The sequence below is a fragment of the Bosea vaviloviae genome (genome assembly GCF_001741865.1).
Lineage (GTDB): Bacteria > Pseudomonadota > Alphaproteobacteria > Rhizobiales > Beijerinckiaceae > Allobosea > Allobosea vaviloviae.
On record NZ_CP017147.1, the window covers coordinates 4,823,667 to 4,850,573 of the forward strand.

Here is a 26,907-nt window from a genome sequence, read left to right on the forward strand (position 1 = left end):
AAGCTCGACTCGGCATCGCGCCGTAGCCGGGGACGATGCAACCGACGAGACGACAATGCCTCACAGCGCGCCCCTCACCGCCCCGGACCTCACCGCCTATCTCGCCCGGATCGGCTATGACGGTGCGGTCGCCCCGACGCGGGCTGCGCTGAACGCCCTGCATCTCCTGCACCCGCAAGCGATCCCCTTCGAGAATCTCGACCCGCTCTCGGGCCGCACGCCGCCGCTCGACCTGCCGGCGCTGGTCGCGAAACTGGTGCATTCCCGACGCGGCGGCTATTGCTTCGAGCAGAACACGCTGTTCAAGGCGGTGCTGGAGGCCTTCGGCTTCACGGTCGTGCAGATGTCGGGCCGCGTCATGCTCGGCAAGCCCGAGGAGGCGCAGGTCGCGCGCACCCACAAGGTACTGCGCCTGACCTGCGAGGGGCAGGACCTGCTCTGCGATATCGGCCTCGGCGGCCAGGTCCTGACCGGCCCGATGCGGCTCGTGCCCGAGATCGAGCAGCCGACCCCGCACGAGCCCTACCGACTCGACCGCACCGGCGAGATCTGGTGGCTGCGCGCCAAAGTCGCCGGCGAATGGCGCCTGCTCTACCGCTTCACCCTCGACGAAACCTGGCCGATCGACGACCAGGTCGCCAACCATTATGTCGCGACCCACCCCGCCTCGCATTTCACCTACAGCCTGATCGCCGCCCGCGTGCTGCCGAAAGGCCGGCTCGCCTTGCTGAACCGGCGCTTGACGGAGCACCGGCTGGGCGAAGCGTCCGTCATCCAGGAGATCGCGGATAATGACGCGCTCAGGGCCGTGCTGGCGCAGCGCTTCGGAATCGAGGTCGAGGACGAGGCCTGGGCGAAGGCGGCGGGCAATATCGCGGGGTGAGCGCGGAGGCCGCGTCCGTCATGGTCGCCCTTGTGGCGACCATCCACGCCTTCGCCGGTCGAAGGCGGCGTTCAAGACGTGGATGCTCGGGACAAGCCCGAGCATGACGGAATGAACCGCGCCACGTCCCCGCGAGCCGGGGGTCCAAGGATGCAAGGCAGCACCGGGGCGGAGCAAAATAGCAGCCAGATTATTCAGCGATGCCTTTGCGGCAGAGGTCGGCAATTGCGAGTTTGCGCAAGTGTCGACAGCACCCTAAGGTTGCATTTATGCGGCAGACCTCATCTAGACACAAGGGTGACTTCCGAATGAAGTCTATTTCATTGCTCGGCATCGCATCACTTTGCAGCATCGGCCTGTCATCGATGGCTTTCGCCCAGTTTGGCGGGACGCCTCAGGAATGCCGGACGTTCAGGGACCGAGTCTCATGCGCATGCGCGCTCGAGAATGGCGGCAGCATCTATCCCGACCCTCACCGTCCCGGCCACATGCGCTGGCGGTCGGCAAAGCGCGGCACCCCGGCGCATATGGCCTTCATGAATTGCACCAGCATGAGAAGCTTCCGCTGAGAGCGGAGCGAGGTGCCGCCCCGCGCAACGATGCAATCCGGAAAAGGCGCGGGGAACCCTTCTCCCGGATGGGAGAAGGGCAGGGATGAGGGTGTGCCGCTGATTATTGGAGCGCGACTGCGCCGCAGCACCTCCTATTGAGAGGGCACACCCTCATCCGGCGCTCCGCGCCACCTTCTCCCATCCGGGAGAAGGAAAGGCGGCGCTTTAGTCAGTCGCAGCCTCACACCACCCCGTAGGTCTTGAACCAGGCCAGCATCCGGGCCCAGCCGTCATCGGCCGCCGCCTTGCGGTAGCTCGGGCGGTAATCGGCATGGAAGCCGTGCGGCGTGTCCGGAAAGATCACGATCTCGACCGTCTTTCCGGCCGCCTTGGCGGCGTCGCGCTGCTTCTCGACATCGGCCACCGGAATGCCGGTATCGGCAGCGCCGTAGAGACCCAGCACCGGGGCCTTGAGCTCGCCGACCACATCGGCTGCCGTTTTGGGCTGGATGTCGCTGCGATTGCCGCCGAGCGGGCCGTACCAGGCGACGCCGGCCTTCAGCGCCGGGTTGTGGGCGCAGTAGAGCCAGACGCCACGCCCGCCGCGGCAGAAACCGGTGACGCCGAGCTTCTGGATATTGCCCTTCGAGCTGGCCGCGGCCCAGGCCACGGTCGCGTCGAGATCCGACAGCATCTCGGCGTCGGGCTTCTTCGCGATCACCTCGCGCACGATCTGCTGCACGTCGGTCATCTTGGTGAGATCGCCCTGCCGGGCAAAAAGCTCGGGCGCGACGGCGCAGTAGCCGAGCTTGGCGAGGCGGCGGCAGGTGTCCTTGATATATTCGTGGACGCCGAATATCTCCTCGATCACGAGGATGACCGGGAACGGCCCTGCCCCGCTCGGCATGGCCCGGTAGCCCGGCATCATGCCGTCGCTGGTCGGGATCTTGACCTCGCCGGCCTCGAGCCCCGTCGCATCGGTGGAAATGGTCTGGCCCTGCACCACTGTGGTGGCGGCGGTGAAACCGGTGACCAGCCCGGTCATGACGAAGCCACGGCGCGAGAAGGGCTCGCGCACGAGGCCGTCCAGGCCCTCCAACAGGGGTTTGGCGGCTTTCGCGATGGTGCTGCTCGTCACGGTGCTGCTCGTCATGGCGGTTACTCGCATATCGGAAGGGGCGGCAGAGTGCGGCGGCGCGGACGCACTGCCAAGGGGCCGAATCGGAGCAATCGGGCGCAAATGGTCACAGCTGCGTGATCGCAAGGTTCTCGATCGCGGAAAACGCGAATCTTTTCGCGCAAAACCACCTGTTTGGTCCGACACCCCTTACGTCAGAACGCCGACCCGGTACTCACGCATGGACTGAGCAGGTGCAACATGCCTAGAAAAGAGGCAAAGCAGCGCTTTGTTAACGGCAAAGCACTCGAATGGCGATCGAATAGGCAGAATCGAGCGGCCCTCGATGACCTTGCCAGACCTTCACTGCGGGACAACGCCTGATTTATGAAGCATTTCTTAAATCGACATGCGCAAAGCGCATAACGGAACTGATCTAGCGCCTCTGTTTCAGGCAAGGGTGCTCCCATATATGCAGTGCACAACGAATTCATCGCTGTCAGGGCCAAAAGGCCCCGAAAAAACCGAGGACTTTCACCATGTTCGTCACCATGATTGCTGCCAAGATCCGCTCTTATCTGCGTTACCGTGAGACCGTTCGCGAGCTGTCGCGTTTGACCGACCGCGAGCTGGACGATCTCGGCCTGTCGCGTTCGGAAATCGCTTTCGTCGCGCGGACCCACGCCGCCGTCTGAGCCTTCACGGCTTCTACAAGTAGTTCTCCCGGGTTCGTGTCCTCCCCTCGGACCTGGTCGAAGAGCGAATGCCCGCTTTCGAGCGGGCATTTTGCGTTTTGGGCCCTGGATGCGGCCCGATCGCGGCTTCGCGCTGGCGAAAAGCGGCAGCCGGCCGCCGGATAACGCCGAGCAAGATCGATCCATCTCTTGACCGCGCGCGCCTGTGGCGACACATCGCTGGCATGACAGTCAAACCCATACACATCATCGGCGGCGGCCTTGCCGGTTCCGAAGCCGCCTGGCAGATCGCGGAGGCCGGCGTGCCGGTCGTGCTGCACGAGATGCGGCCGGTGCGCGGCACCGAGGCGCACAAGACGGAAGGCCTGGCCGAGCTCGTCTGCTCCAACTCCTTCCGCTCCGACGATTCGCTCAGCAATGCGGTCGGGCAGCTCCATTGGGAGATGCGCCGGCTCGGCTCGGTGATCATTGCCAAGGGCGACGCGCATCAGGTGCCGGCCGGCGGCGCGCTCGCGGTCGACCGCGACGGCTTCTCGCAAGCCGTGACGGCCGCGCTCGAAGGCCATCCGCTGATCACGATCGACCGCGCCGAGATCGCCGGCCTGCCGCCCGCCGATTGGGACAATGTCATCATCGCGACCGGCCCCCTCACCTCGCCGGCGCTGGCGCAAGGTATCCAGTCGCTCACCGGCGAGGATTCGCTCGCCTTCTTCGACGCCATCGCACCGATCGTGCATTTCGACTCCGTCGACATGGACCAGGCCTGGTTCCAGTCGCGCTACGACAAGGTCGGCCCGGGCGGTACCGGCGCCGACTACATCAACTGCCCGCTCGACCGCGACCAGTACGAGGCCTTCATCGATGCGCTTTTGGCCGCCGAGAAGACCGAGTTCAAGGAATGGGAGGGCACGCCCTATTTCGACGGCTGCCTGCCGATCGAGGTCATGGCCGAGCGCGGCCGCGAGACCTTGCGCTGGGGACCGATGAAGCCGGTCGGGCTGACCAACAAGCACAACCCGACGGTCAAGGCTTATGCCGTGGTGCAACTGCGCCAGGACAATGCGCTGGGCACGCTGTTCAACATGACCGGCTTCCAGACCAAGCTGAAATATGGCGAGCAGGCCGCGATCTTCCGGATGATCCCGGGGCTGCAGAACGCCGAATTCGCCCGGCTCGGCGGCATCCACCGCAACACCTATCTGAACTCGCCAAAGCTGCTCGACGAGCGGCTGCGCCTGAAAGCCGATCCGCGCCTGCGCTTCGCCGGCCAGATCACCGGCTGCGAGGGCTATGTCGAGAGCGCCGCGATCGGCCTGCTGGCGGGCCGCATGGCCGCCGCCCAGCGGCTCGGCCGGGAACTCGCCCTGCCGCCCGCGACGACGGCCCTGGGCGCGCTGGTCAACCACATCACCGGCGGCCATATCGTCACCATCGACGAGGGCCCGCGCTCCTTCCAGCCGATGAACATCAATTTCGGCCTGTTCCCGCATATCGAGGGCCAGGCGACGCATGGCCCCGACGGCAAGAAGCTGAAAGGCCCGGCCAAGAGCGTCGCGCGCAAGCACGCGCTGACGGCAAGGGCGAAGGCGGAGATGGAGGCCTGGGCGGGCGGGGTCGAGGTTCAGGCGGCGGAGTAGCGTCACTCACGAACCGCATCGTCATTCCGGGGCTTCGCGTAGCGAAGAGCCCGGAACCCAGAACCGATGCGGGTTCAGGGACCAGCGTCGGACATCAAAGCCTAGACAAAGAAGCGCATCGGTTCTGGGTTCCGGGCTCAGGCCTTCGGCCTGCCCCGGAATGACGGCGTTCTTGTCGGAAATGACAGCGACAGCTACCGCGCCGCTTTCGCCGCCCGCCAGATCGTCCATTGCCGCTGCCAGGCCGGCAGCGCGATGATCGTGCGATAGGGGTCGTAGCCGCTGCGCTCCATGCGCTTGAGATAGGGCTCGACCAGCGCAACGGGCAGGAAGGCGGGAGCGACCGCCGAAGGCACCGTCTCGCGCATCTCGCGCAGCTTCTTGAGATGCTTGCGCGCTATCTCGCGCAGCTCCTTCAGCGAATAGAGCACGCCGGGCCCGCCGCGCCCGCGCACGATATCGTCGCGGGTCACGCCGTTGCGGGCGAGGATATCGGCCGGGATGTAGACCTGCCCTGCCGCCGAATGCCAGGGAAAGGCCCGCATCAGCCCGCACAGCGCGTAGGCGACGCCGGCATGGCCGCAGGCCGCCGCGCCGCCCGGATCGGTGCCATTGGCCAGCACGATCGAGGCGAGCCGGATCAGGGCGCTCGAGGTCTCGCCGGCATAGCCTTCAAGATCGCGCAAGGACGGCATCGGATCGTCATAGAGATCGAAGATGCGCGCCTCGATCAGCCCCGTCAGCGGCGCGATCGGCAAACGGTAGCGCGCGACCGCGTCGAGCAGCGCGGCCGCGACGGGGTGCGCCTGCCCCTCGCGCTTGCCGCCATAATCCTTGCCGCCAAGATCCTGGCCACCCTGATCATTGGCCTCGTTCTCCAGCAGGTCGCGCCACCATTGCATGCGCACCTCGCCCGGCAGCGGCTCGCTGACCAGCGCCCGCACGCGCGCGATCTCATGGCTGAAGGCATAGAGGGCAAACAGCGCCGGCCGCTGCGCCTCGGGCGCATAGAGGGCCGCGATATAGCGATCGTGATCATGCTCGCGCACCAGCGCGGCGCAATACGCATAAGCCTCCGGCAAGGCCGGCACCACGGTCTTGGAACGATCGTCGGTCTGCGTCGTCTGCGGCATGGTTTCCGCCTTGGCCAGCTCTCGGGGGAAGGCCTCGCTCAAGCTTCAGTCTAGGCCCAGGTTGGGGTGCGTGGCTATGCGTTCGTCGTCATGGCAGGCGCTCAATCAACCGCGATCAGTGCCGCAGCCACCCGCCGGTCCTCGCCGACCAGCACATTATAGGTGCGCGCCGCCGCCCCCGTCGCCATGCCCTCGATGGTGATTCCAGCCTCGCGGAACGGCTCGCGCAGGGATGCGGGGACGAAGGCGATGTCGTGCCCCGTGCCGATCAGCAGGAAATCGATGCTCTCGGCCTCGTCGAGAACCTGCTGCAGGCTCTCGCGCGTAATCTGGGCGAAAGCCGTCACCGGCCAGATCCGGATGCCCGCCGGCGTCGCCAGGATCGAGCCGCGATGGCTCATATCGGCGAAGCGGAAACCGCCGGCCCCAAAAGCGTCGATCTGATGCCGGCCCGGAACGAAACCGTCGAAGCGAGCCATGATCGATCCATTCCAATCCAGCGACAGCCCGCATGCTTCGAGGCGCCGCTACGCGGCTCCTCAGGGCGAGGGCTGAGGCGTGAAATCAGGCCTTCGCCTTGGCCTTTGTCGCGGCGGGCGCCTTCTCCTCGGCGCTCTCGGGACGGCCGAAGCGCACATCCATGTAGAGCAGCACCGGCGTCGAGACGAACATCGCCGAATAGGTGCAGACCACGACGCCAAACAGCATGACGAGCGCGAAACCCTCGATCGCCGAGCCGCCGAAGAAGACCAGCGCCAGCAGCGACAGGAAGGTCGTCGTCGCGGTCATCGCCGTGCGCGAAAGCGTCGAATTCACGGAGAGGTCGAGCAATTCGTCGATCGGCATCGTCTTGTAGCGGCGCAGCAACTCGCGCGTGCGGTCGAACACCACCACCGTCTCGTTCAAGGAGTAGCCGACAATGGTCAGGATCGCCGCGATCGAGGTCAGGTTGAACTCGAGCTGCGTGATCAGGAAGAAGCCGATCGTCAGGACGATGTCGTGCAGCGTGCCCAGGATCGCGCCGATGGCGAGCGGCATCTCGAAGCGGAACCAGAGATAGATCAGCACGCCGATGATCGCGAGCACGACGCCAAGCGTGCCGGCCTGAACCAGCTCGCCGGAGACGCGCGGGCCGACAGTCTCGACACGGCGGAAATCATAGTTCGCGGAGAAGGCCTCGCGCGCCTTGACGACGACCGCCTGCTGGGCCGCCTCGCCGCCCGCCTGCAAGGCAAAGCGCATCGAGATGTCGCCAGCAGTGCCGAATTCCTGCACCTCGGCCTCGCCGAAGCCCAGGCCATGGGCGGTCGAACGCACCTGCGCGATCTCGGCCTTGCCATCCTTGGCCTGCATCTCGATCAGCGTGCCGCCCTTGAAGTCGATGCCGTAATTCAGGCCGACCGTCAGGAACAGGATGATCACCAGCATGGAATAGGCGGCCGAGAGCGGGTAGCTGAAGCGCCGGAAACGGACGAATTTGAAGCGGGTATTATCGGGGACGATGCGAAGCAGACGCATGCGCTATCTCCTGAAAAGGGTTGGCAGCGTCAGAACGGCAGATGCTTGGGACGGGCCCAGCGATACCACAGCGCGATCAGCATCCGCGTCAGCGTCACGGCCGTGATCACGGTCGTCAGGATGCCGAGGATGAAGACGACCGCAAAGCCGCGCACCGGGCCGGAGCCGAGCGAGAACAGCGCCACGGCCGCGATCAGCATGGTGACGTTGGAGTCGATGATGGTCGCAAAGGCACGCTGGAAGCCGGCCTCCAGGGCCGAGACCAGCGGGCGGCCCTGATGCTCCTCCTCGCGCATGCGCTCATAGATCAGCACGTTGGAATCGACCGCTGTGCCGATGGTGAGCACGATGCCGGCAATGCCCGGCAGCGTCATGGTCGCGCCCAGCACCGACATCAGCCCGAAGATCAGGCAGACATGGACGAGCAGCGCGATTGAGGCGATCAGCCCGAACACGCCATAGGTCGCGAGCATGTAGAGGATCACCAGCGCGGTCGCGATCAATGTCGCGAGCTTGCCGGCATGGATCGAATCGGCGCCCAGCCCAGGGCCGACGGTGCGCTCCTCGACGATCGTCATCTTCGCCGGCAAGGCGCCGGCGCGCAGCAGGATGGCGAGATTATTGACGCTCTCGACGGTGAAGTTGCCGGAGATCTGGCCGGAGCCGCCGGTGATCGGCGACTGCACCACCGGCGACGAGATCACCTCGTCATCGAGCACGATGGCGAGCGCGCGTCCCAGATTTTCGGTCGTCGCCTGGCCGAAGCGCTGCGCGCCGCGGATGTTGAAGCGGAAATTGACGATGGGCTGGCTGGTGCGGGAATCGAAGGCCGGCTGCGCGTCGATCAGATCGCCGCCCTCGACGATGACCTGCCGGCTGACCGGGATCCGCTGGCCGCCGCTATCCTTCGAGGGCAGCATGTCGACATCGGTCGCGCCCGGCTCCGCCACGAAGCGGAACTGCAGTTTTGCCGTCTGGCCCAGGATGGTCTTGAGGTGCTGCGGGTCCTGCAGCCCCGGAACCTGGACGAGAATCCGGTCGATGCCCTGGAGCTGGATGCTGGGCTCGACCGTACCGTCGGGGTCGATACGGCGGCGGATGACCTCGATCGCCTGCCCCGCGGCGCGGCGGACGCGCTCATTGATACCGGCCTCCGTCACCGAGAGCTGAACCAAGCCGTCGGGCTGCTCCGTCACCTCGAGCGTGCTGTTGCTCGATGGCCCGAAGGCGCCCAGCGTACCGACCGGCTGGGCGAGCTCGCGCAGCTTGGGCAGGAGCTTGGCGCGGTCGGCGGCCTCGGGAACACGCACCTGCACGCCGCGCGCGATCGAGCCGATGCCGCCCTGGAAGCTGATGCGCTCCTCGCGCAGGATACGGCGCAGATCGTCGCGCAGCTGCGTCACCTGGCTGCGGAGCAGGTCGCTCCGGTCGATCTCCAGCAGCACATGCGAGCCTCCCTGCAGGTCGAGCCCGAGCACGACCGCGTGGATCGGCAGCAGGATGCGCGGAATCCAGGACGGCGCGCCGTTCTTGATCGCGTCTCGCGTCTGCTGGGAAAACAGGTTCGGCAGCGCAAGACCGCAACCGAAGAACAGCACGAGAAGGACGACGATGACCTTGCGGGCCTGGAAACGAAGCATCTGCTTGAACAGCCTTGTTGTCGCGCGCCGGCTCGCTTTGGAGCCGGAGCGTCGTTCAGCTCTTGACCGGCTCGCCCTTGGCGCGAACTTCCTGGATCATGCCCTTGACCAGCCGGACGCGCACGCCCTCGGCGATCTCGGCCTCGATCTCGCCATCGTCGATGACCTTCGACACCTTGGCGACGATGCCGCCCGAGGTGACCACCGTATCGCCGCGGCGGACGTTCTTGATCATCTCCTGATGCGTCTTCACCCGCTTCTGCTGCGGGCGGATGATCAGGAACCACATGATGACGAAGATCAGAACGAACGGCACCAGCGACATCAGCACGTCGGAGGAACCGCCGCCGAGGCCTTGAGCGAAAGCAGGGGTGATCACGAATAGGCTCCTTCATCGCAGCGGCGCAAAAGGCCACCGGCCGCGGGGCGCGGCAAAAGCATCGTCAGGCTTGTCAAAATCGCGCGGACTATAGCCACGGACGCCGGTAAATCAATCTGAGAGCGGCCGGTCACCCAGCCGCGTCCACCACCTATGGGCTTGCCATCATTCGCGCAATGGCCTTGCGCTTTGCATCGAGGTGCAGTTTACCGGATTGTTGAACCGTACCGCCGGGTACGGCTGCTGCGGCTCACCTGTTTCAAGGCGCTTTCCAGATGACCGACACCGCTACCGACCAGACGCTTGCGACGCTCCTGCGCATCGCCTCCGCCCTGGAGCGCATCGCTCCCCCTGCCCGCAAACCGGCTGATCTGACAGCGGCCGACGCTTTCGTCTGGCATCCGGCCGGGGCGGACCTTGCCCCCGTCGCCAGGGTCAACCGGGTGGCGCTCTCGCTGCTGCGCGGCGTCGACCGCGTCCGCGACACCTTGGCCGAGAACACCGAGCGCTTCGCGCGCGGCCTGCCCGCCAACAACGTCCTGCTCTGGGGGGCGCGCGGCATGGGCAAGTCCTCCCTGGTCAAATCGGTCCATGCCGACACCAACACGCGGCTCAAGGACAAGGCGCTGCCGCTGAAGCTGATCGAGATCCATCGCGAGGACATCGAGAGCCTGCCCGTGCTGATGGCCCTGCTCCGCGCGGATCCGCACCGCGCCATCGTGTTCTGCGACGATCTCTCCTTCGACGGCGACGACACCTCGTACAAATCGCTGAAGGCGGCGCTCGACGGCGGCGTCGAGGGGCGACCCGAGAACGTCGTGTTCTACGCCACCTCGAATCGCCGGCATCTGATGCCCCGCGACATGATGGACAATGAGCGCTCGACCGCGATCAACCCCGGCGAGGCGATCGAGGAGAAGGTCTCGCTGTCGGACCGATTCGGCCTCTGGCTCGGCTTCCACAAATGCAGCCAGGACGAATATCTGGCGATGATCGACGGCTATGTCGGCCATTTCGGCCTGCAGGTCGCGCCCGAGGATCTGCGTCGCGAGGCGCTGGAATGGGCGACGACACGCGGCTCCCGCTCCGGCCGCACCGCCTGGCAATACATCCAGGATCTGGCCGGGCGACTGGGGAAGCGGCTGGAGGAGTAGCCGTTTTCCTGCTCCCCCATCAAAGTCGGCTGTTGCCGACTTTGACACTTGGGGTTGCCCATCTCGGGCAAGCCCGAGATGGGGCGGGAAAAGGAGCCGGGTCGGATGAGGGAAGAGCCTCAATCTGAAATATGAAAGGGCCGCTTAGGCGACCCTTCCCTCATCCGTCTCACTGCGTTCGACACCTTCTCCCCCAAGGGGAGAAGGGAAAAGAGAATAGACAAAGCAATAGCGGGGCGGCCTTTCCTGGGACCGCCCCGCCTTGTTCCGATCGGTGGGGTCTCGCGGGTACCGATCGAATTCCGGGATCGTTCAGTTGGTCAGGTAAGGCGTCGGATCGACCGGCGCGGAGCCCTTGCGCAGCTCGAAATGCAGCTGCGGCGAGGAGACGTTGCCGGACTGGCCGGAGTTGGCGACGACCTGGCCGCGCTTGACCGTATCGCCGCGCTTGACCTTGAGATCGCCGTTATGGGCATAGGCCGAGACATAGCCGTTGGGGTGGCGGATCAGCACCAGATTGCCGTAGCCCTTCAGCTCGCTGCCGGCATAGGCGACGGTGCCGCCTTCAGCCGCCTTCACCGGCGTGCCTTCCGGCACGGCGATGTTGATGCCCTCATTGCCGCCCTTGCCGCTATAGCCGCTGATGACACGGCCACGCGCCGGCCAGCGGAAATCGGCCTTGTCGGAGGCACTCTCCTCGGCGGCCGGCTTGGGCAGGCTCGCGGTAACGACAGGCTCCGGCGCGGCCTTCGGCACGGCCGTAACCTTGGGCTCAACGGCAGGCGCGCTGGCGACCACCACCGGCTTCACCTTCTCAGGCGCAGGCTTCTTCACCTCGGCGACGATCGGCTTGGCCACAGGCGCGACAGGAGCCACTGCTGCGGTCGTCTTGCGCGCCTCGGCCTTCGCCTTGGCTTCAGCAGCAAATTTGGCGCGCGATTCGCGCATCGCCTGCGCGTCAGTTGCGGCTTTGGTCTTGGCCTGAGCGGCCTCAGTCGCCTTGGACTCGGCGGCAGCGCTTGCCTTGGCTTCGGCGACAGCCTTGGCCCTGGCCGTCGCGCTGGCCGGCATGGCGGGAGCCGCGATGCGGGCCGCAGGAGCTGTCGGCGGCGCGAGGTTGCGGGCAGGCTCCGGCCGGGCGTCGCTTTGAACCTGCGCGCTCTGGGCGAATTGCTGCCGCGCGGCCGGGACTGAGCCTGCATTGGCATTATAGACGGGAATGGTCAGGCGCGAGCCCGGCGCGATATTGGGGCTCGAAAGCCCATTCGCGGAGATCAGCGCGGCACGCGGCACGCCATAACGCGAGGAGATCATGTCGAGCGTCTCGCCCTGGGCGACGACGACCGGCGTGCCGCCCTGCGCGGACCAGCCCGAAGCGGTACCGCCGGCGGCAAGCGGAGCCGTATTGCGCAGCGCCACGGCCGATTGCGGCGGCGGCAGCGGCTGCGAGCGGACCGACGCCATGGCTGGCGCGGATGGCGGGTTCAGCGGCGTGCTGGCGACGCGGCCGATCGAGCCCGTGGTCGCAGGATCGCGCATGGGCGGTGCCGCCTGGGCGCTTTTGAAGGGGCTGGAGAACGGCGCGTCGGAGAAGCGCATCGTCTCCGAGGAGCAGGCGCTGACGCCCAGAGCAAGCAGACAGACCGTCGACACGCGAAGGACGACGCTGGGCTGGACCGATCCGACTAGAATACGCTTGGCGACCTGGCTACGCATGGACTGGTACTCGCGAACAACGCAACTCGATGGGGAGCATTAAAGCCCTGTTCAGGTTACGAAAGCGTTTCGCCCTCTCCCGCCCGCTTCATTTTCTGTGCGGCTCTCAAGCGATTTCCGGCGAAGGAGGTACCGCTCCGCGTGAAGAAAACACGCTGGAGTCAAAAATCAGAGCGCCCGCGCCAGGCCCGGCGCGAGCGGGGGCAGGCGCACCACCGGCCCCATGGCATGGTCGAAGCTGCCATCGGCCGCCTTCGTCACCACGACCCGGCGCGCGACGCCCTCGACGCGCAAGGCGCCGACAAGCCGCCCGCCCGGCGAAAGCCGCATCAACAGCGCCTCGGGCACGGCCTGCGCGACGCCATTGACCAGGATGCGGTCGAAGCAGCCCAGCGTCCGGTCCGGCTGAAATCCGTCGGCATGGCGCAGATCGACCGCCTGGCCGTAGCCATTGCCGGTGAGGCGCTCATGCGCGGCCAGCGCCAGCGTGCGGTAGCGCTCCAGCGAGACGACCTCGCCGCCCATTGCAGCCAGCAGCGCCGAGACATAGCCCGAGCCGGTGCCGACCTCGAGCACGCGCGCCGAAGGCTGCATCTCGAGCGCGGTCAGGAGCGCGGCGACCGTGTGCGGCGCCGTCATGGTCTGTCCGCAAGGCAGCGGCACTGAAACGTCCTGGCGCGCCAGATCGGCAAAGCGCGACGGCGCGAAACGCTCGCGCGGCACCCTCTCCATGGCGCGCAGCACGACAAGATCGCGCACGCCCTGCGCCCGCAGCGACAAAAGGAAGGCGACGGTGCGCTCGCCCTCGCTGGCGGCCGCCTCCTCGGTCATCCCTGCGCCCTCGCCGCTGGTCATGATTCAGTCCGCGCTGGCGGTCATTCCAACCGCGACGTCATCCTGGCCGGAGCCCTCGGGTCCGGCCGTCGGCCGGCCCAAGGACAGGCTCCGCGGAGCGCCGTGATCCATCGGAGGGCTCCGGAGTTCTACGATGGATCCCGGGACGGCCTTCGGCCGCCCAGGATGACGCCGTGTTTCCTGAGCAAAATTCCCGCTCAAGCGAACACCTGCGCGAAACGCGTCAGCGTCGGCTCATGCGTCAGGTCGAGTTCAAGCGGCGTCACCGAGATCTTCTTCTCGAACAGCGCGCGCAGATCGGTGCCGTTGGCGGGCTCGGATTTGCTGCGCTGGAAGGCGATCCAGAAATACGGATTGCCGCGCCCGTCCTGGCGCGGCTCCAGCTTCATCAATTCCTGGTCGCGCCGGCCCTGCACCGTGACCGCGACGCCGGCGACCTCGCTCGGGGGACATTGGGGAAGTTGAGGTTGAACAGCACATCCCTGGGAATGCCCTCGTCCAGCAAGCGCCGGATGATGCCGGGCGCATGGTGCTTGGCGCAGTCCCAATGGATCTGGTCGCGGCCGGCCGGCCCATAGGCCTGGCTGACGGCGATCGAGGGAATGCCGAGCAGCGTGCCCTCCATCGCGGCTGCGATCGTGCCGGAATAGGTGACGTCCTCGGCGACGTTCTGGCCGCGATTGACGCCCGACAGCACGAGATCGGGCCGCTGGTCGATCATGATCGAGCGTGCGGCCATGATGACGCAATCCGTCGGCGTGCCGGCGACCGCGTAGCGGCGCTTGTCGATCTGGCGCAGGCGCAGCGGATTGCTGAGCGACAGCGAATGCGCCACGCCCGACTGGTCGGTCTCGGGCGCGACGACCCAGACATCATCGGAGAGCTGGGCGGCGATCGCCTCCAGCACGGCCAGCCCCTCGGCATGGATGCCGTCATCATTGGTGACGAGAATGCGCATGGGTCAGGCTTTCAGCGAATGGGGAAGCAAAAGGCGCGGGAAGCGCGGGGAACCCCTCTCCTGTAAGGAGAGGGGCAGGGGTGAGGTGTCGGCCGCTTGACGCTGTGGCTGCGAGCCAACGGCGGCTATCTCGCGGGTTGCTGGTCGAGGGGCCGACCCCTCACCCTGCCCTCTCCCTACGGGAGAGGGTTCCCCGCGCCTTGTTTCCCAAACGAGGTGCACTTACGCCTTCTCGATCCGCGTCACGCCGCGCATATAGGGCACCAGCGCGTCGGGCACCGTGATCGAACCGTCGGCGTTCTGGTAGTTCTCCATCACCGCGATCAGCGCCCGGCCGACCGCCGTGCCCGAGCCGTTCAGCGTGTGGACGAAGCGGGGGCTGCCGCCCTCGCCCGCACGGTAGCGCGCGTTCATCCGCCGCGCCTGGAAATCGCCGCAGACCGAGCAGGACGAGATCTCGCGATAGGTCTTCTGTCCCGGCAGCCAGACCTCGATGTCGTAGGTCTTCTGCGAGGCAAAGCCCATATCGCCGGTGCACAACGTCATCACGCGATAATGCAGATCGAGCTTCTTCAGCACGGCCTCGGCGCAAGCCAGCATGCGCTCATGCTCCTCGCGCGATTTTTCAGGCGCGGTGATCGAGACCAGTTCGACCTTCTCGAACTGGTGCTGGCGCAGCATGCCGCGCGTATCGCGCCCCGCAGAGCCGGCCTCAGACCGGAAACAGGGCGTCAGCGCAGTATAGCGGCGCGGCAGCTCTTCCTCGGAGAGGATCGATTCACGCACGAGGTTGGTGAGCGGAACTTCGGCTGTGGGGATGAGCCAGTGATCCTCGCCCGCCCTGAACTGATCTTCGCGAAACTTCGGCAATTGCGCCGTACCGAACATCGCATCGTCCCGCACCATCAGCGGTGGGTTGACCTCGGTATAGCCATGCTCCTCCGTATGCGTGTCGAGCATGAACTGCCCGATCGCCCGGTTGAGCCGAGCAAGCCGCTGACTCAGCACGACGAAACGCGAGCCCGACAGCTTCGCCGCCGTCTCGAAATCCATCTGGCCGAGCGCTTCGCCGAGCTCGTAATGTTCCTTGAGCTGGTTGAAGCCGAAGAGCCGGCCACCGGTCTTCTCCGGCGCCTCGCCATGCACCGATTTCACGACATTGCCATGCTCGTCGGCGCCCTCGGGCACGTCGTCATGGGGCAGGTTCGGGATCGCGGCGAGCTGCTCGTTCAGCACTTCGACCGCCGCCTTCTCCTGCGCTTCCAGCGCCGGCTGCAATTCCTTCAAGCTGGCGACCTCGGCCTTCAGGCTGTCGGCAAGCGCGACATCCTTGGCGCCCATCGCCTTGCCGATCTCCTTGGAGAGGGCGTTGCGGCGTTCCTGCGCGCTTTGCGCCTTGGCGATGGCCGAGCGGCGAGTGTCGTCAAGGGCGAGCAGCGACGACGACAGCGGCTCGAGCCCCCGCCTCTTCAAGCCGGTATCGAACGCCTCGGCGTTCTCGCGAATCCATTTGATATCGTACATCGTCGTCAGGCCATGCCGCCGCTGCGGAATGCAGCGAGAGATGCTCTAGACCGGGATGGCGAGCGATGGAACCACTTCGATCACACAGAGCTTGCCGTGGAACCTCACCGTCATCCTGGACAAGCCGCGAAGCGGCGCAGATCCCGGATGACGGTGAGGGGAAACGAAAGGCCTCGGCAAGCGAGACAGCAGAGGATCACTCCGCGGCAGCGTCCTCCGCCGCCTTCTTGGCAGCCCGCTTGTTCTCGACATAGCGCACCGAGAATATCGAGAGCTCGTAGAGCAGCAGCATCGGCACGGCGAGCATCAGCTGCGAGATCACGTCCGGCGGCGTCAGCACCGCGGCGATGACGAAGACGAAGACGATGGCGTAGCGGCGCTTGTCCTTCAGGAACTGCGAATCGATGATCCCCGCCTGTCCGAGCAGCGTCAGCACCACCGGCAGCTGGAAGGCGACGCCGAAGGCGAAGATCAACGTCATGATCAGCGAGAGATATTCGCTGACCTTGGGCAGGAGCGCGATGCCGGCCTGGGTCTCGGTCGCGGCCTGTTGCATGCCGAGCGAGAACCTCATCAGCACCGGCATGGCGAAGAAGAAGACCAGCGCGGCACCCAGCGTGAAGAACACCGGCGTCGCCACGAGATAGGGCGCGAACGCCGCCTTCTCATTCTTATAGAGGCCCGGCGCGACGAATTTGTAGACCTGCGTCGCGATCACCGGAAAGGCGAAGAAGCCGGCCCCGAACGCCGCCACCTTGATATGGGTGAAGAGCAGTTCGAGCGGGCCAGTATAGATGAGCTGCGCGTTCGCGGTGCTCCCGGCTGCCCAGACATAGGGCTGCACCAGGATGTTGTAGATCTGTGTCGAGACGGCAAAGCAGATGAAGAACATCAGCAGGAAGGCGATCATCGACTTGATCAGCCGCGCCCTGAGCTCGATCAGATGGTCGATCAGCGGCGCGCGCGAGGCCTCGATCTCGTCCTCGCCGTCCTTCGCATTGACGACGCTCATGCTGCGCTCCCGTCTTCGGGTTCGCTGACTTTGGCCTTGCTCTTGCGCGGGGCCTTGGCAGGTTCGACCATTTCCACCACCGCCGCAGGCTCCGCCTTGGGCGCACGCTTGCGCTTCGGCTTCTCTTCAGTTGCAGCGTCCGCGATCGGTGCGGGCGCGATCACGACCTCGGGCAAGGGCTCAGGCGCTGGCAGGGCCGCGAGCTTGGCCTCGGCCTCCTTGAGCTGCGCGTCGTCGAGGCCCGTCGAGGCGGGTTCGTTAGGCATATCGATCGGTTTGTAGTCGGAGTTCATGGCTGAAGACACCGAGCCGCCGACATCCTCGACCTGCTTCTTCAGGTCGTGGAGTTCAGCCTCGCGCATCGCGTCATTGAACTGGCCCTGGAACTCGCTGGCCATGCGGCGCACCTTGCCGACCACCTGGCCGACAGTGCGCATAGCTTTGGGCAGATCCTTGGGGCCGATCACGACGAGCGCAACCGCCCCGATCAGCATCAATTCGCTCCAGGCGATGTCGAACATCGATGGCTCGTCCTCTCAACCGCTCGCCTTGAGGCAAGCGGCGCGCCATCAGGCCTTGTGCTCGGCCTTGGCCGCAGCGGGATTGCTCGTGGTCGCCTGGTCGATGACCCGGGGATCCGCCGGAGTAGCACTCGGCGGCGGCGTGGCCGGCTCGTCATCGTCGGCCATGCCCTTCTTGAAGGATTTGATGCCCTTGGCAACGTCGCCCATCAGCTCGGAAACCTTGCCGCGCCCGAACAGCAGCATCACGATGACGCCGACGACGATCCAGTGCCAGATACTGACGCCACCCATGGCGAACTCCTCCGAATTACAGTGCGGCCGGGCGTTGAGCCTCGGCTAACTTCTTGTGGCGGAACCTATGTGTCCCCTGCAGGGAACACAAGAACTTCATCCGTCGGAATATCGATGCCGACATCGTCGCCCTCGCGAACGCTCCCGGTGAGCGAGACCCGCGCGAGCAGCGGCCGGTCGAAGCCCGAGACCGCGAGCAGGACGTGATCGACCTCGCCGAGGAAGCGCCGCGTCACGACACGGCCAGGCAGGCAGAACCCCTTCGGCGTCAATCGGATCGCTTGCGGCCGAATGCAGACCACGGCCTGCGCGCCTTCGCCGAGATCGCCCGCCGGAAACCGCCCCACCGGCGTATCCACCGCTCCGCGCAGGACACGGCCTTCTATCTCGGTAAAATCGCAGAAGAATCGGGCGGCAAAGAGGCTGTTGGGCTGACGGTAGAGCTGTTCGCCCGTGCCGACCTGAACGATCCTGCCTGCGCGCATCAGCACGATGCGGTCGGCGATGCGCATCGCATCCTCGGGATCATGCGTCACGATGATCGAGGTCGCGCCGGTTTCCTTGAGCAGCGCCGCCGTCTCGTCGCGCACCACATCGCGCAGGCGCCGGTCAAGATTGGAGAAGGGTTCGTCCATCAAGAGCACGCCGGGGCGCGGCGCTATGGCGCGGGCCAGCGCGACGCGCTGCTGCTCGCCGCCCGACAACATATGTGGATAAGCCTCGCTGAGATCGGCGAGACCGACGCGGGCGATGGCGCGCAACGCGGTGGCCTCGGCGGATGTCTCGTCATAGCCGCGCAGGCCGAAGCGGACATTCTCGCGCACGCTCAGATGCGGGAACAGCGCATAGTCCTGGAAGACCAGCCCGACGCCGCGCTGCTCCGGCTCGACGAAGCTTTGCGGCGAGGACACATCGCTGCCCTCCAGCAGCACGCGCCCGGAACTCGGCCGCTCGACGCCGGCCGCCAGCCTGAGCAGCGTCGTCTTGCCGCAGCCCGACTGGCCAAGCAGGGCCACGACCTCGCCGGGCTCGATGGACAGGCTGACCTCGCTCAAGGCCGTCACATCGCCGAAGCGCTGCGTCACCTGATCGAATCCCAGCGCCATCGGGATCGCGGCGCCGGCCGTCCCCCGCCTGCCCCAGCTCAGCCAGCGCGCCTTGGTCTCATTCGACGCCAAAATCCGTTCCAGTTCATTCGGAACCACGCCCGTCATCCCGGACAAGCGGCGAAGCCGCGCCGATCCGGGATCCATCGTAGAGCGTCATTCTCGGGCTTGCCCCGAGAATCTCATGACCAGAGTGCTCTGGTTTACGAGATGGTCGGGTCAAGCCCGACCATGACGCGCTTCGGATTCCGGGTCGAAGCGGCGTTTATCCTTGGGCCGATCGAAGATCGGACCCGAGGGCTGCGTCCGGGATGACGGGCGGGTGTGGTGATCGCCTGCAGTTTACTCATCCGCCCTGTGCGGCGGCCCTTCGCCGTCGTCAAGCGGCGTGAACAGGTCGCCGAGCGGATCCTCGTCGGCGCGCAGATCCGGATCATCGTCGGGAATTGGCACGGAGAGGTCCTTGGTCAGCCGCCCCTCGATGAAGCCCGAGCCCTTGAGCTCGTCGAGGCCGGGCAGGTCGTCGATGCGGTCGAGACCGAAATGGTCAAGGAAACCTGGCGTCGTGCCATAGGTCACCGGCCGGCCGGGCGAGCGCCGGCGGCCGCGCAGGCGCACCCAGCCTGCCTCCAGCAGGATGTCGAGCGTGCCCTTGGCGGTGGCGACGCCGCGAATCTCCTCGATCTCGGCCCGCGTCACCGGCTGGTGATAGGCGATGATCGAGAGCACCTCGAGCGCCGCCCGCGACAATTTGCGCGGCGGCTCCGCCTCGGCCGCCAGGAGATAGCCGAGATCGGGCGCGGTGCGGAAGGCATACCCGCCGGCGACCAGGCGCAGATTCACCCCGCGCGGCGCATAAAGCTCGATCAGATGCTCCAGCACCTGCGCCACATCGACGCCGGCCGGCACCGAGCGCGCCAGTTCCTCGGCGCTCAACGGCATGGCCGAGGCGAAGAGCAGCGCCTCGACGATGCGCGTCGCCAGGGCCAGAACCTCGGCCTCGCCGCCATCGTCCTCCTCGTCGAAACGCTCGGTCATTGCCACTGTCATCGCCCGCTCACAATGGCAAGGCCGGCGGCCGCGCCGAGCGGCGGCGCAGATAGAGCGGCGCGAAGGCTTCGTCCTGACGCAGATCGAGCGCCCCCTCCTTCACCATCTCCAGCATCGCCGACAACGCCGAGGCCCTGACGGTCGCTGCCATCTCGCGCACCGGCAGGCCATGCGAGCTCATGTAGCGCGCAAGATAGGGGTCTATCGCGGTCCAATCGCCCGCCTCGCCGACGAGACGCTGCAAGGCCTCGCGCGCCTCGACCAGCGACCAGACGATGCGGTGGCCGACGGAGATATGCCCCTGAACGCGCCTCTGGCGCTGCTGCGCATAGGCCGAGAGCAGATCATAGAGCTCGGCCTCCCAGATCGGGCGCGCGCCCGCCACGATCGGCTCGGGCGCGCCGCGCGCAAAAACATCCTGCCCCAGCAATTCGCGCGAGGCGAGCCGGCGCGACGCTTCGCGGATCGCCTCCAGCCGGCGCAGGCGCAAGGCGAGCGCGGTGGCAAGGTCGGCCGCGCTCGGCTCTTCGCCCTTGGGCGGTTCAGGCAAGAGCAGGCGTGATTTGAGATAGGCCAGCCAGGCCGCCATCACGAGATAGTCGGCCGCCAGTTCGAGCCTGAGCGCCCGCGCCTGCTCGACGAAGACGAGATATTGCTCGGCCAGGGCCAGGATCGAGATGCGGTGCAGATCGACCTTCTGGCGCCGCGCCAGATCGAGCAGCAGGTCGAGCGGACCTTCATAGCCGTCGACATCGACGAGGAGCGCGGGCTCGTCCTCACGGCGCGGGCCGTCATCCTCGAATGGCAGTTGCGCCGCCATGGCCGGCCGCCCCTTCTTGATCGCGCCTGCCCGCTCGCAGCCCTCATCCTGAGGAGCCGCGAAGCGGCGTCTCGAAGGATGCTTCAGCGCGCTCTGGAGCATCCTTCGAGAGGCGGACTTCCGTCCGCTCCTCAGGATAAGGGCTGCGGTGCCGGACAGGCCCCAAACCCCACGAAGGCCGCAGGTTCGGCTGTTCAGGCGCTCAAGGCAAGCGCGCTTGCAAGCTGCGCCCTCGCTTCGTCCACATCCAGAGGCTCGGGCTCGTGCCGGATGCGGGCGAGCGCCATGGCGGCACGGCGGCCGCGCGCACCTGTCATCTCCGGCACAGCGCCGGCGATCGCCACCATCTCCTCCATGATGCCGTGGCAATGCAGCACGACATCGACGCCGGCGCGGATCGCTGCCCTGGCCTTCTGCGCGAAGCCGCCCGCGAGCGCCTTCATCGAGATATCGTCGGTCATGATCAAGCCGTCGAAGCCGAGTTCGCCGCGCATGATCTCGCGGACGATCGTCTTCGACACCGTCGCCGGATGCTTCGGGTCCAGCGCAGTGAAGACGACATGGGCCGTCATCGCCATCGGCATGTCGGCGAGATGCCGGAACGGGCGGAAATCGCTCGCCCGCAATTCCGCCAGCGAGGCCTCGACCACCGGCAGGTCGTGATGGCTGTCAGCCTTGGCGCGGCCATGGCCAGGCATGTGCTTGATCACCGGCAGCACACCGCCCGCAATCAGCCCCTCGGCCGCCGCCCGGCCGAGCCGCGCGATCATGTCGGGCTCATGCGCATAGGCGCGGTTGCCGATGACGTCGTGGCTGCCGGCGACGGGCACGTCGAGTACCGGCAGGCAATCGACATCGATGCCGACGGATTTCAGGTCGTGCGCCATCAACCGCGCCGAAAGCCGCACGATTTCACGCTGTTGCACGGGATCATTGATACCCAGGAACGCCCGCGCCGGCGGGTAGGCCGGCCAATGCGGCGGCCCCATGCGCTGGACCCGCCCGCCCTCCTGATCGATCAGGATCGGCGCGTGCCAGCCGACGGTCTCGCGCATCTGCGCCGTCAGGGCCGCGACCTGCTCAGGGCTTTGCGTGTTGCGCTTGAACAGGATGAAACCCCAGGGCCGCGCCTCCTTGAAGAAGGCGCGCTCGTCCTGGGTCAGGCTCGTGCCGAGGCAGCCGGCGATGAAGGCGCGTGAGGTCATATGTGAGGCCTAGAAAGGGGCAGGCCGGCGGTCAACCCTCCGCCGTCATCCTGGACAAGCCGCCCTCGGGTCCGACTTTCGATCGGCCCAAGGATAAACTCCGCGGCGCAGCTCCGGGATCCATCGGAGGGCTCCGGAGCTCTACGATGGATCCCGGGACGACCTTCGGTCGCCCAGGATGACGGCGGAGGACGGAAGAACCCTCGCGCCTCAGCGCATCTGCGCCGACATCTGGGCGTTGAAGGCGTCGAAAGGCAGCTCGGCGACGCGGAACCAGAGCTGCTCCTTCTTCCAATAGGGCAGGAACGAATCATAGAACGTCTTGAAGGCCGGGTTGCCCGCGGCGAGCTCGCCATAAAGCGCGAAGGCCTCCTTGAACGCCGCCTGCATCACCTCCTGCGGGAAGGGGCGCAATTCGGCGCCGGCGGCGGCCAGCCGCAACAGGGCATCGGGATTGCCGTGGTCGTATTTGGCCACGCACAAGGCGTTGGCCTCCGAGCAGGCGGCTTCGAGCGCGGCCTTGTAGGCCGGCGGCAGATCGTTCCACTTGTCGAGATTGGCGATGAAGCTGACATTGGCGCAGCCCTCCCAGAATCCCGGATAGTAGTAATATTTCGCGACGCGCTGGAAACCGAGCTTTTCGTCGTCGAGCGGACCGGAAAACTCGACGGCGTCGAGCGTGCCGCGCTCCAGAGCCGGATAGATGTCGCCGCCGGCGATCTGCTGCGGCACGACGCCGAGCCGCGCCATGATGCGCCCGCCGAGGCCCGCGATGCGGAATTTCAGCCCCTTCAAGTCTTCGAGCGTCTTGATCTCCTTGCGGAACCAGCCGCCCATCTGGGCGCCGGTGTTGCCGGAGGGGATCGTGTAGCAGTTATAGCCCTTCATGAAGGCGCGGCACAGCTCGAGCCCGCCGCCCTGATAGAGCCAGGCGTTCTGCTGGCGCGTATTGAAGCCGAAGGGCAGCGAGGTCTCGAAAGCGAAGGCCGGGTCCTTGCCGATATAAAAGCTCGACAGCGTATGGCTGCACTCGACCGTGCCGTTCTGGACGGCGTCGAGCGCCTGCAGGCCGGGCACGATCTCGCCGGGCGCAAACACCTGGATCTGGAACTGGTTGTCGGTGAGCTCGCCGACGCGCTTGGCGACCTGCGTGCTGAGGCCATAGAGCGTGTCCAGGCTCTTGGGATAGCTCGAGGTTAGGCGCCAGCTGACCTTGGGCTGCGACTGGGCGATGGCGGGAGCGGCGATGGCTGTGCCACCGACTGCGGCGCCCGTGCCTGCGGCCTTGACGAATGTACGGCGATCCATGGGTTTCCTCGGTTTCTTGTGTCGCGTGGGATTCTGGTCTCGCGCCCTGCCCTCGCCTGACCAAGACTCGCTCTAGCCAAGCCTCGCTCTAGCCAAGACATGCGCAAGCTCGGCGGCGACGCTACCCGCACTGAGCCCGCGCTTGAACCCCAACCATGCGGGAGCGTCATGCGCCGCAGGCCGAACGGAAAAGCCGCCGGCAGCGATTGGGCGCTGCCGGCGGCGTTGTTATAGGTCAGGCGTTATGTGACGGCTGAAGCCCGCTCAGTTCTTGTTCGCTCAGTTCTTGCTCGTCTAGTTCTTGGCGATGAAGCACTGGCCGCCGGCCGTCTGCAGCTGCGTGCACATGGCCGTGGCGTCGTCGCGCGAATAGGGGCCGACGCGCAGGCGGTAGACGGTCTTGCCGCCGGCGAGTTCGGTCTTGCGCACGATCGGCGCCTGGCTGCCCAGCTGATCCGGGTACTTGCGCTGCAGCGCCGAGAAGGTGGCGCGCGCCTCCGCCTCGCTGCCGGGCGCGCCGAGCTGCACCGCGAAATCGCCGGTGCCGGCGCGGATCGCGGCGGTGGCCGGAGCGGCATTCGGCGTAGCCGGTGCGGCGCTGGCGACGCGCAGCGGCGGCGTGGTCGCGGGTGCCGGCGTCGCGACGCGTTCCTGCACTTTCGCGGCCTCGGGCGTTGTGGCCGGGCGCGGGCGTGGCTGGCTGTTGGCCGCCGTCGCGCTCGAATTGCTCGCGGCAGGCGCGGTGAGCTTGGCGGGAGCCGAGCCCGTGACCGACGGTGATACGGCGTTGATGTTGCCGTTGCCGTTCGCGCCGGGAGGCGGCGCGGGTGTGCCGTCGGGCCGGATCGCGACGGTGCGCACGCGGCGCGGCTCGCCCAGACCCGGAACGGCAGGCCCCGACGTCAAAGCGGGCTCGGCTGGCGTCGCGCTGCGCTCTGGCACGGCGGGAGCGTTCGCCAGCGGGTTGGTCGTGCCGGAGGTGTCGGTGCCGCCGGTGACCACGGACGAACCCGGGCCGGGCAGGACGACACGCGCCGGCAAGGACCGCGCCGCCTGCTGGACATCGACCGGCTGCTCCTCGCGAGTGACCACCTGGGTCTGGGTCGAGGGAGCCTGTCCGACCTTTTCGTAGATCTGCTTGTTCTGGTTGGGAATCTCGGCGCCGCCGGGATTGGTCGGCTCGACCTTGGTCGGGCCGCGATCGGCGTTGATCACCAACGGCGATCCGTCCTTGCTGACCGGGCCGGACGAACGGAAGAACGACGCGCCGGCGACGCCAACGATGCCGATGACGGCGACGGAGGCCAGCAGCCACAAGCCCTTGCGCGAACGGCGCGGCTCGAGATCGGGCGCATCGTCCTCCGCCATCATCGGCCGCTCAGCCGGCTCGGACATGGCTGGCTGGCTGTAGCCGCCGGACTGCTCATAGGCATAGGAATAGCCGCCGGCCTCCTGATCGAGGTCACGCGGCGCATCAGCCACGCCTTGCACCGAAGCGGGTCGCTGATAGCTCTGCGGCTCCGGCAGGTGGAAGCCATGCTCCACGGGCTCGTCATAATGCTCGTCGGCGACGGGCGCAGGCACCGAGGGCGTCGCCGGTCGAGCGACGTCGGTGCGCCGCAGCAGCGCCTCGAACTCGTCGAGCGCTCCGCGCAGCTCGGCGGGAGGAGCAGAGCTCTCGGGCGCCGGCGGAACCGGAGCGGGCACGAAGGAGGGCTCCTGCCGCGGCGGCTGCCAGGACTGCGCTGGCTGTTGCCAGGACTGTACCGGCTGCGGCACTGGCGCCGGCTGGCCGCGATGGGCGAAGATATCCTTCAGCGGATCGTCCTGCCCAACGATGCGCGTCAGTTCCGCGAGCGGATCCGTGGCTTGGCCGGGCTTGGGCGCCTGGGCCGCACCGCGAAGCTGACGCTCGAGATCTTCGAGGTCGAGGGCGAAACGGTTTCTAGCTGGCTCACTCATGGCATGATCCATTCCAGCGCGGGCCGAGGCGACGATTGGAACGCCGAACCTCACGCGCGGTCAAATTGACCTTGTGCGCGCTGCCGGAAGGTTCCGTCAGCGCATCTCTTCCGGCGCCGCTACACCTGCGACTGCCAGACCGGAAGCAAGAACGCTGCGCACCGCATGCACGAACGCCAATCTCGCTTCCGTCGACTTTCGATCAGTTTGATTAACGAACCGTAATTGCGGCGAGTCTTTGCCCTTGTTCCAAAGCGAGTGGAATGCGCTCGCCAGCTCATGCACGAAAAAGGCCACCCGATGCGGCTCATGCGCCAGGGCTGCACCCTCGATCATCCTGGGATAGGCCGCGATCATCTTGACGATGCCGATCTCGGCCTCGTCGGTGAGCATAGCGAGATCCGCTTGAGCCATCTTGGCAGGCGACAGATCGAGATCGGGAAAGGCCTCGCGCGCCTGCCGGAAGATCGAAGCACAGCGCGCATGCGCGTACTGGACATAGAAGACGGGGTTGTCCTTCGACTGCTCGACGACCTTGGCGAGATCGAAGTCGAGCGTCGCGTCGTTCTTGCGGAAGATCATCATGAAGCGCACCGCGTCGCGGCCGACCTCGTCGATCACCTCACGCAGCGTGACGAAATCGCCCGAACGCTTCGACATGCGCACCTGCTCGCCATTGCGCAGCAGCCGGACGAGCTGGCAGAGCTTGACGTCGAGCGCCCCTGCCCCGCCGGTCACCGCCTTCACGGCCGCCTGCATGCGCTTGACGTAGCCGCCATGGTCGGCGCCCCAGACGTCGATCATCTCGGTGAAGCCGCGCGTGAACTTGGAGCGGTGATAGGCGATGTCGTTGGCGAAATAGGTGTAGCTGCCATCCGACTTCAAAATCGGCCGGTCGACATCGTCGCCGAACTGGGTGGCGCGGAACAGCGTCTGCTCGCGATCCTCCCAATCCTCGTCCTTCTGGCCCTTGGGCGGCGGCAGGCGGCCCTCATAGATCAGGTCGCGGGCGCGCAGATCCGCGATCGTCTCGGCCACTGCGTCGAGATTGCCGTCGACTTTCTGCAGCGAGCGCTCGGAGAAGAAGACGTCGTGGACGACGCCGAGCGCCGCGAGATCGTCGCGGATCATCGCCATCATGCCGTCGATCGCGACCGCACGGACGAGCGGCAGCCACTCGGATTCGGGCTTCGCCAGCAAGGCGTCGCCATGCGCCTTGGCCAGCGTCTGCCCGACGGAGACGAGATAGTCGCCGGGATACAAGCCCTCGGGGATCTCGCCGATCGTCTCGCCCAACGCCTCGCGATAACGCAGGAAGGCGGAGCGCGCGAGCACATCGACCTGCGCGCCGGCATCGTTGATGTAATATTCCCGCGCCACGTTGTGACCGGCGAAAGCCAGCACATTGGCGAGCGAATCGCCGAAGACCGCGCCGCGGCCATGGCCGACATGCATCGGCCCTGTCGGATTGGCCGAGACATATTCGACATTGATCTTCGGCTCGGGCTTGAATGCGCCCCGGCCGTAGTCAAGTCCGGCCTCGACCGCGCTCTTCAGAATCGCGGTGAAGATCTCCGGCTGCAGCGTCAGATTGATGAAGCCCGGCCCCGCGATCTCGGTCTTGACGATCGTCGCATCGCTGGCGAGCTCCTCGCAGATCAGCTGTGCCAGCGCGCGCGGATTGGTGCCCGCCTCCTTGGCCAGCACCATCGCGGCATTGGTCGCGAGGTCGCCATGGGCTGCATCCCTGGTCGGCTCGACCACGACCCGGCCGAGATTGAGCCCGGCGGAAAGCGCACCACGCTCGGACAAGCGCGCCAGCGCGGCGTTGACGCGGGCGGAATAGGTCTCGAACAGGTTCATCGCGGT

At 66.4% G+C, this 26,907-nt stretch carries 23 protein-coding genes and 1 pseudogene; 4 read left to right on the top strand and 20 right to left on the bottom strand.

The genetic code is table 11. The features are described 5' to 3' along the window. Positions 1 to 55 precede the first annotated feature (55 nt). Positions 56 to 883 (top strand): arylamine N-acetyltransferase family protein, encoded by an 828-nt coding sequence (locus tag BHK69_RS22075; protein ID WP_069691972.1) that lies wholly within the window; start codon positions 56 to 58, stop codon positions 881 to 883. Between the two features lie 792 nt (positions 884 to 1,675). On the opposite strand, the gene BHK69_RS22080 is transcribed toward BHK69_RS22075, so the two are convergent. Continuing rightward, positions 1,676 to 2,587, bottom strand: coding sequence for a dienelactone hydrolase family protein (locus BHK69_RS22080; protein WP_069691973.1), 912 nt, complete (start codon positions 2,585 to 2,587; stop codon positions 1,676 to 1,678). 503 nt (positions 2,588 to 3,090) lie between these two features. Here BHK69_RS22080 and BHK69_RS31640 point away from each other — a divergent pair. Beyond that, on the top strand, positions 3,091 to 3,246 hold the full coding sequence (locus BHK69_RS31640; RefSeq protein WP_082358930.1) for a DUF1127 domain-containing protein: 156 nt from the start codon (positions 3,091 to 3,093) through the stop codon (positions 3,244 to 3,246). A gap of 224 nt (positions 3,247 to 3,470) precedes the next feature. Beyond that, positions 3,471 to 4,883 (top strand): methylenetetrahydrofolate--tRNA-(uracil(54)-C(5))-methyltransferase (FADH(2)-oxidizing) TrmFO, encoded by a 1,413-nt coding sequence (gene trmFO, locus BHK69_RS22085; RefSeq protein WP_069691974.1) that lies wholly within the window; start codon positions 3,471 to 3,473, stop codon positions 4,881 to 4,883. A 194-nt stretch (positions 4,884 to 5,077) separates the two neighbouring features. Here the strand turns inward: trmFO and BHK69_RS22090 are convergent, their stop codons facing one another. The 5 genes from BHK69_RS22090 to yajC form a co-directional block, all read right to left on the bottom strand. Then, positions 5,078 to 6,016, bottom strand: coding sequence for a phytoene/squalene synthase family protein (locus tag BHK69_RS22090; RefSeq protein WP_069691975.1), 939 nt, complete (start codon positions 6,014 to 6,016; stop codon positions 5,078 to 5,080). Positions 6,017 to 6,117: 101 nt separating this feature from the next. Next, positions 6,118 to 6,495, bottom strand: a complete 378-nt coding sequence (locus BHK69_RS22095; RefSeq protein ID WP_069691976.1) for an Mth938-like domain-containing protein — start codon at positions 6,493 to 6,495, stop codon at positions 6,118 to 6,120. 85 nt (positions 6,496 to 6,580) lie between these two features. Next, positions 6,581 to 7,534 carry a protein translocase subunit SecF gene (secF, locus tag BHK69_RS22100; protein WP_069691977.1) on the bottom strand — a complete coding sequence of 318 codons (954 nt, stop codon included), beginning with the start codon at positions 7,532 to 7,534 and terminating at the stop codon, positions 6,581 to 6,583. Positions 7,535 to 7,563: 29 nt separating this feature from the next. After that, complete coding sequence (gene secD / locus BHK69_RS22105) at positions 7,564 to 9,174, bottom strand: protein translocase subunit SecD (RefSeq protein ID WP_069691978.1); 1,611 nt, start codon at positions 9,172 to 9,174, stop codon at positions 7,564 to 7,566. Between the two features lie 55 nt (positions 9,175 to 9,229). After that, positions 9,230 to 9,499 (bottom strand): preprotein translocase subunit YajC, encoded by a 270-nt coding sequence (gene yajC / locus BHK69_RS22110; RefSeq protein WP_069693881.1) that lies wholly within the window; start codon positions 9,497 to 9,499, stop codon positions 9,230 to 9,232. A gap of 329 nt (positions 9,500 to 9,828) precedes the next feature. Between yajC and BHK69_RS22115 the strand changes: the two genes are divergently transcribed. Then, positions 9,829 to 10,707, top strand: a complete 879-nt coding sequence (locus BHK69_RS22115) for an ATP-binding protein (RefSeq protein WP_069691979.1) — start codon at positions 9,829 to 9,831, stop codon at positions 10,705 to 10,707. A gap of 312 nt (positions 10,708 to 11,019) precedes the next feature. Here BHK69_RS22115 and BHK69_RS22120 read toward each other — a convergent pair whose 3' ends face one another. The 14 genes and pseudogenes from BHK69_RS22120 to argS form a co-directional block, all read right to left on the bottom strand. Then, on the bottom strand, positions 11,020 to 12,423 hold the full coding sequence (locus tag BHK69_RS22120; RefSeq protein ID WP_244548279.1) for a peptidoglycan DD-metalloendopeptidase family protein: 1,404 nt from the start codon (positions 12,421 to 12,423) through the stop codon (positions 11,020 to 11,022). A gap of 168 nt (positions 12,424 to 12,591) precedes the next feature. Then, the gene (locus BHK69_RS22125; RefSeq protein WP_244548280.1) at positions 12,592 to 13,278 is read right to left on the bottom strand and encodes a protein-L-isoaspartate O-methyltransferase family protein; all 687 of its coding nucleotides are present in this window, start codon (positions 13,276 to 13,278) and stop codon (positions 12,592 to 12,594) included. Between the two features lie 197 nt (positions 13,279 to 13,475). Next, positions 13,476 to 14,236: pseudogene (surE, locus tag BHK69_RS22130) on the bottom strand (5'/3'-nucleotidase SurE). 222 nt (positions 14,237 to 14,458) lie between these two features. Further along, a complete protein-coding gene (gene serS / locus BHK69_RS22135) occupies positions 14,459 to 15,760 on the bottom strand; it encodes a serine--tRNA ligase (RefSeq protein WP_069691980.1) in 1,302 nt (433 codons plus the stop codon). A gap of 196 nt (positions 15,761 to 15,956) precedes the next feature. Beyond that, complete coding sequence (gene tatC, locus BHK69_RS22140; RefSeq protein ID WP_069691981.1) at positions 15,957 to 16,772, bottom strand: twin-arginine translocase subunit TatC; 816 nt, start codon at positions 16,770 to 16,772, stop codon at positions 15,957 to 15,959. Further along, positions 16,769 to 17,293: a Sec-independent protein translocase protein TatB gene (tatB, locus tag BHK69_RS22145; RefSeq protein ID WP_069691982.1), complete on the bottom strand. Its 525-nt coding sequence runs from the start codon at positions 17,291 to 17,293 to the stop codon at positions 16,769 to 16,771. The genes tatC and tatB overlap by 4 nt, the downstream gene beginning before the upstream one ends. A gap of 48 nt (positions 17,294 to 17,341) precedes the next feature. Beyond that, positions 17,342 to 17,587 carry a twin-arginine translocase TatA/TatE family subunit gene (locus tag BHK69_RS22150; protein WP_069691983.1) on the bottom strand — a complete coding sequence of 82 codons (246 nt, stop codon included), beginning with the start codon at positions 17,585 to 17,587 and terminating at the stop codon, positions 17,342 to 17,344. Positions 17,588 to 17,652: 65 nt separating this feature from the next. Continuing rightward, a complete protein-coding gene (locus BHK69_RS22155) occupies positions 17,653 to 18,792 on the bottom strand; it encodes an ABC transporter ATP-binding protein (protein WP_244548281.1) in 1,140 nt (379 codons plus the stop codon). A 243-nt stretch (positions 18,793 to 19,035) separates the two neighbouring features. Next, positions 19,036 to 19,743, bottom strand: a complete 708-nt coding sequence (scpB, locus tag BHK69_RS22160; protein ID WP_069691984.1) for an SMC-Scp complex subunit ScpB — start codon at positions 19,741 to 19,743, stop codon at positions 19,036 to 19,038. 7 nt (positions 19,744 to 19,750) lie between these two features. After that, on the bottom strand, positions 19,751 to 20,563 hold the full coding sequence (locus BHK69_RS22165; protein WP_069693885.1) for a segregation and condensation protein A: 813 nt from the start codon (positions 20,561 to 20,563) through the stop codon (positions 19,751 to 19,753). 194 nt (positions 20,564 to 20,757) lie between these two features. Further along, complete coding sequence (nagZ, locus tag BHK69_RS22170) at positions 20,758 to 21,768, bottom strand: beta-N-acetylhexosaminidase (protein WP_069691985.1); 1,011 nt, start codon at positions 21,766 to 21,768, stop codon at positions 20,758 to 20,760. Positions 21,769 to 21,978: 210 nt separating this feature from the next. After that, positions 21,979 to 23,076, bottom strand: coding sequence for a TRAP transporter substrate-binding protein (locus BHK69_RS22175; protein WP_069691986.1), 1,098 nt, complete (start codon positions 23,074 to 23,076; stop codon positions 21,979 to 21,981). Positions 23,077 to 23,370: 294 nt separating this feature from the next. Then, positions 23,371 to 25,038 carry an SPOR domain-containing protein gene (locus BHK69_RS22180; protein WP_069691987.1) on the bottom strand — a complete coding sequence of 556 codons (1,668 nt, stop codon included), beginning with the start codon at positions 25,036 to 25,038 and terminating at the stop codon, positions 23,371 to 23,373. A gap of 96 nt (positions 25,039 to 25,134) precedes the next feature. Beyond that, positions 25,135 to 26,901 carry an arginine--tRNA ligase gene (gene argS, locus BHK69_RS22185; RefSeq protein WP_069693886.1) on the bottom strand — a complete coding sequence of 589 codons (1,767 nt, stop codon included), beginning with the start codon at positions 26,899 to 26,901 and terminating at the stop codon, positions 25,135 to 25,137. Between the last annotated feature and the right edge of the window lie 6 nt (positions 26,902 to 26,907).

Coding starts and splice junctions, on each gene's coding strand:
- BHK69_RS22095 (WP_069691976.1), bottom strand. CDS start 6,495: ATGGCTCGCTTCGACGGTTTCGTTCCGGGCCGGCATCAGATCGACGCT.
- argS (WP_069693886.1), bottom strand. CDS start 26,901: ATGAACCTGTTCGAGACCTATTCCGCCCGCGTCAACGCCGCGCTGGCG.
- BHK69_RS22165 (WP_069693885.1), bottom strand. CDS start 20,563: ATGGCGGCGCAACTGCCATTCGAGGATGACGGCCCGCGCCGTGAGGAC.
- BHK69_RS22180 (WP_069691987.1), bottom strand. CDS start 25,038: ATGAGTGAGCCAGCTAGAAACCGTTTCGCCCTCGACCTCGAAGATCTC.
- secD (WP_069691978.1), bottom strand. CDS start 9,174: ATGCTTCGTTTCCAGGCCCGCAAGGTCATCGTCGTCCTTCTCGTGCTG.
- secF (WP_069691977.1), bottom strand. CDS start 7,534: ATGCGTCTGCTTCGCATCGTCCCCGATAATACCCGCTTCAAATTCGTC.
- serS (WP_069691980.1), bottom strand. CDS start 15,760: ATGTACGATATCAAATGGATTCGCGAGAACGCCGAGGCGTTCGATACC.
- BHK69_RS22120 (WP_244548279.1), bottom strand. CDS start 12,423: ATGCGTAGCCAGGTCGCCAAGCGTATTCTAGTCGGATCGGTCCAGCCC.
- BHK69_RS22075 (WP_069691972.1), top strand. CDS start 56: ATGCCTCACAGCGCGCCCCTCACCGCCCCGGACCTCACCGCCTATCTC.
- BHK69_RS22125 (WP_244548280.1), bottom strand. CDS start 13,278: ATGACCAGCGGCGAGGGCGCAGGGATGACCGAGGAGGCGGCCGCCAGC.
- scpB (WP_069691984.1), bottom strand. CDS start 19,743: ATGACAGTGGCAATGACCGAGCGTTTCGACGAGGAGGACGATGGCGGC.
- BHK69_RS22115 (WP_069691979.1), top strand. CDS start 9,829: ATGACCGACACCGCTACCGACCAGACGCTTGCGACGCTCCTGCGCATC.
- tatB (WP_069691982.1), bottom strand. CDS start 17,293: ATGTTCGACATCGCCTGGAGCGAATTGATGCTGATCGGGGCGGTTGCG.
- BHK69_RS22080 (WP_069691973.1), bottom strand. CDS start 2,587: ATGACGAGCAGCACCGTGACGAGCAGCACCATCGCGAAAGCCGCCAAA.
- BHK69_RS31640 (WP_082358930.1), top strand. CDS start 3,091: ATGTTCGTCACCATGATTGCTGCCAAGATCCGCTCTTATCTGCGTTAC.
- yajC (WP_069693881.1), bottom strand. CDS start 9,499: ATGTCGCTGGTGCCGTTCGTTCTGATCTTCGTCATCATGTGGTTCCTG.
- BHK69_RS22175 (WP_069691986.1), bottom strand. CDS start 23,076: ATGGATCGCCGTACATTCGTCAAGGCCGCAGGCACGGGCGCCGCAGTC.
- BHK69_RS22090 (WP_069691975.1), bottom strand. CDS start 6,016: ATGCCGCAGACGACGCAGACCGACGATCGTTCCAAGACCGTGGTGCCG.
- tatC (WP_069691981.1), bottom strand. CDS start 16,772: ATGAGCGTCGTCAATGCGAAGGACGGCGAGGACGAGATCGAGGCCTCG.
- trmFO (WP_069691974.1), top strand. CDS start 3,471: ATGACAGTCAAACCCATACACATCATCGGCGGCGGCCTTGCCGGTTCC.
- nagZ (WP_069691985.1), bottom strand. CDS start 21,768: ATGACCTCACGCGCCTTCATCGCCGGCTGCCTCGGCACGAGCCTGACC.
- BHK69_RS22150 (WP_069691983.1), bottom strand. CDS start 17,587: ATGGGTGGCGTCAGTATCTGGCACTGGATCGTCGTCGGCGTCATCGTG.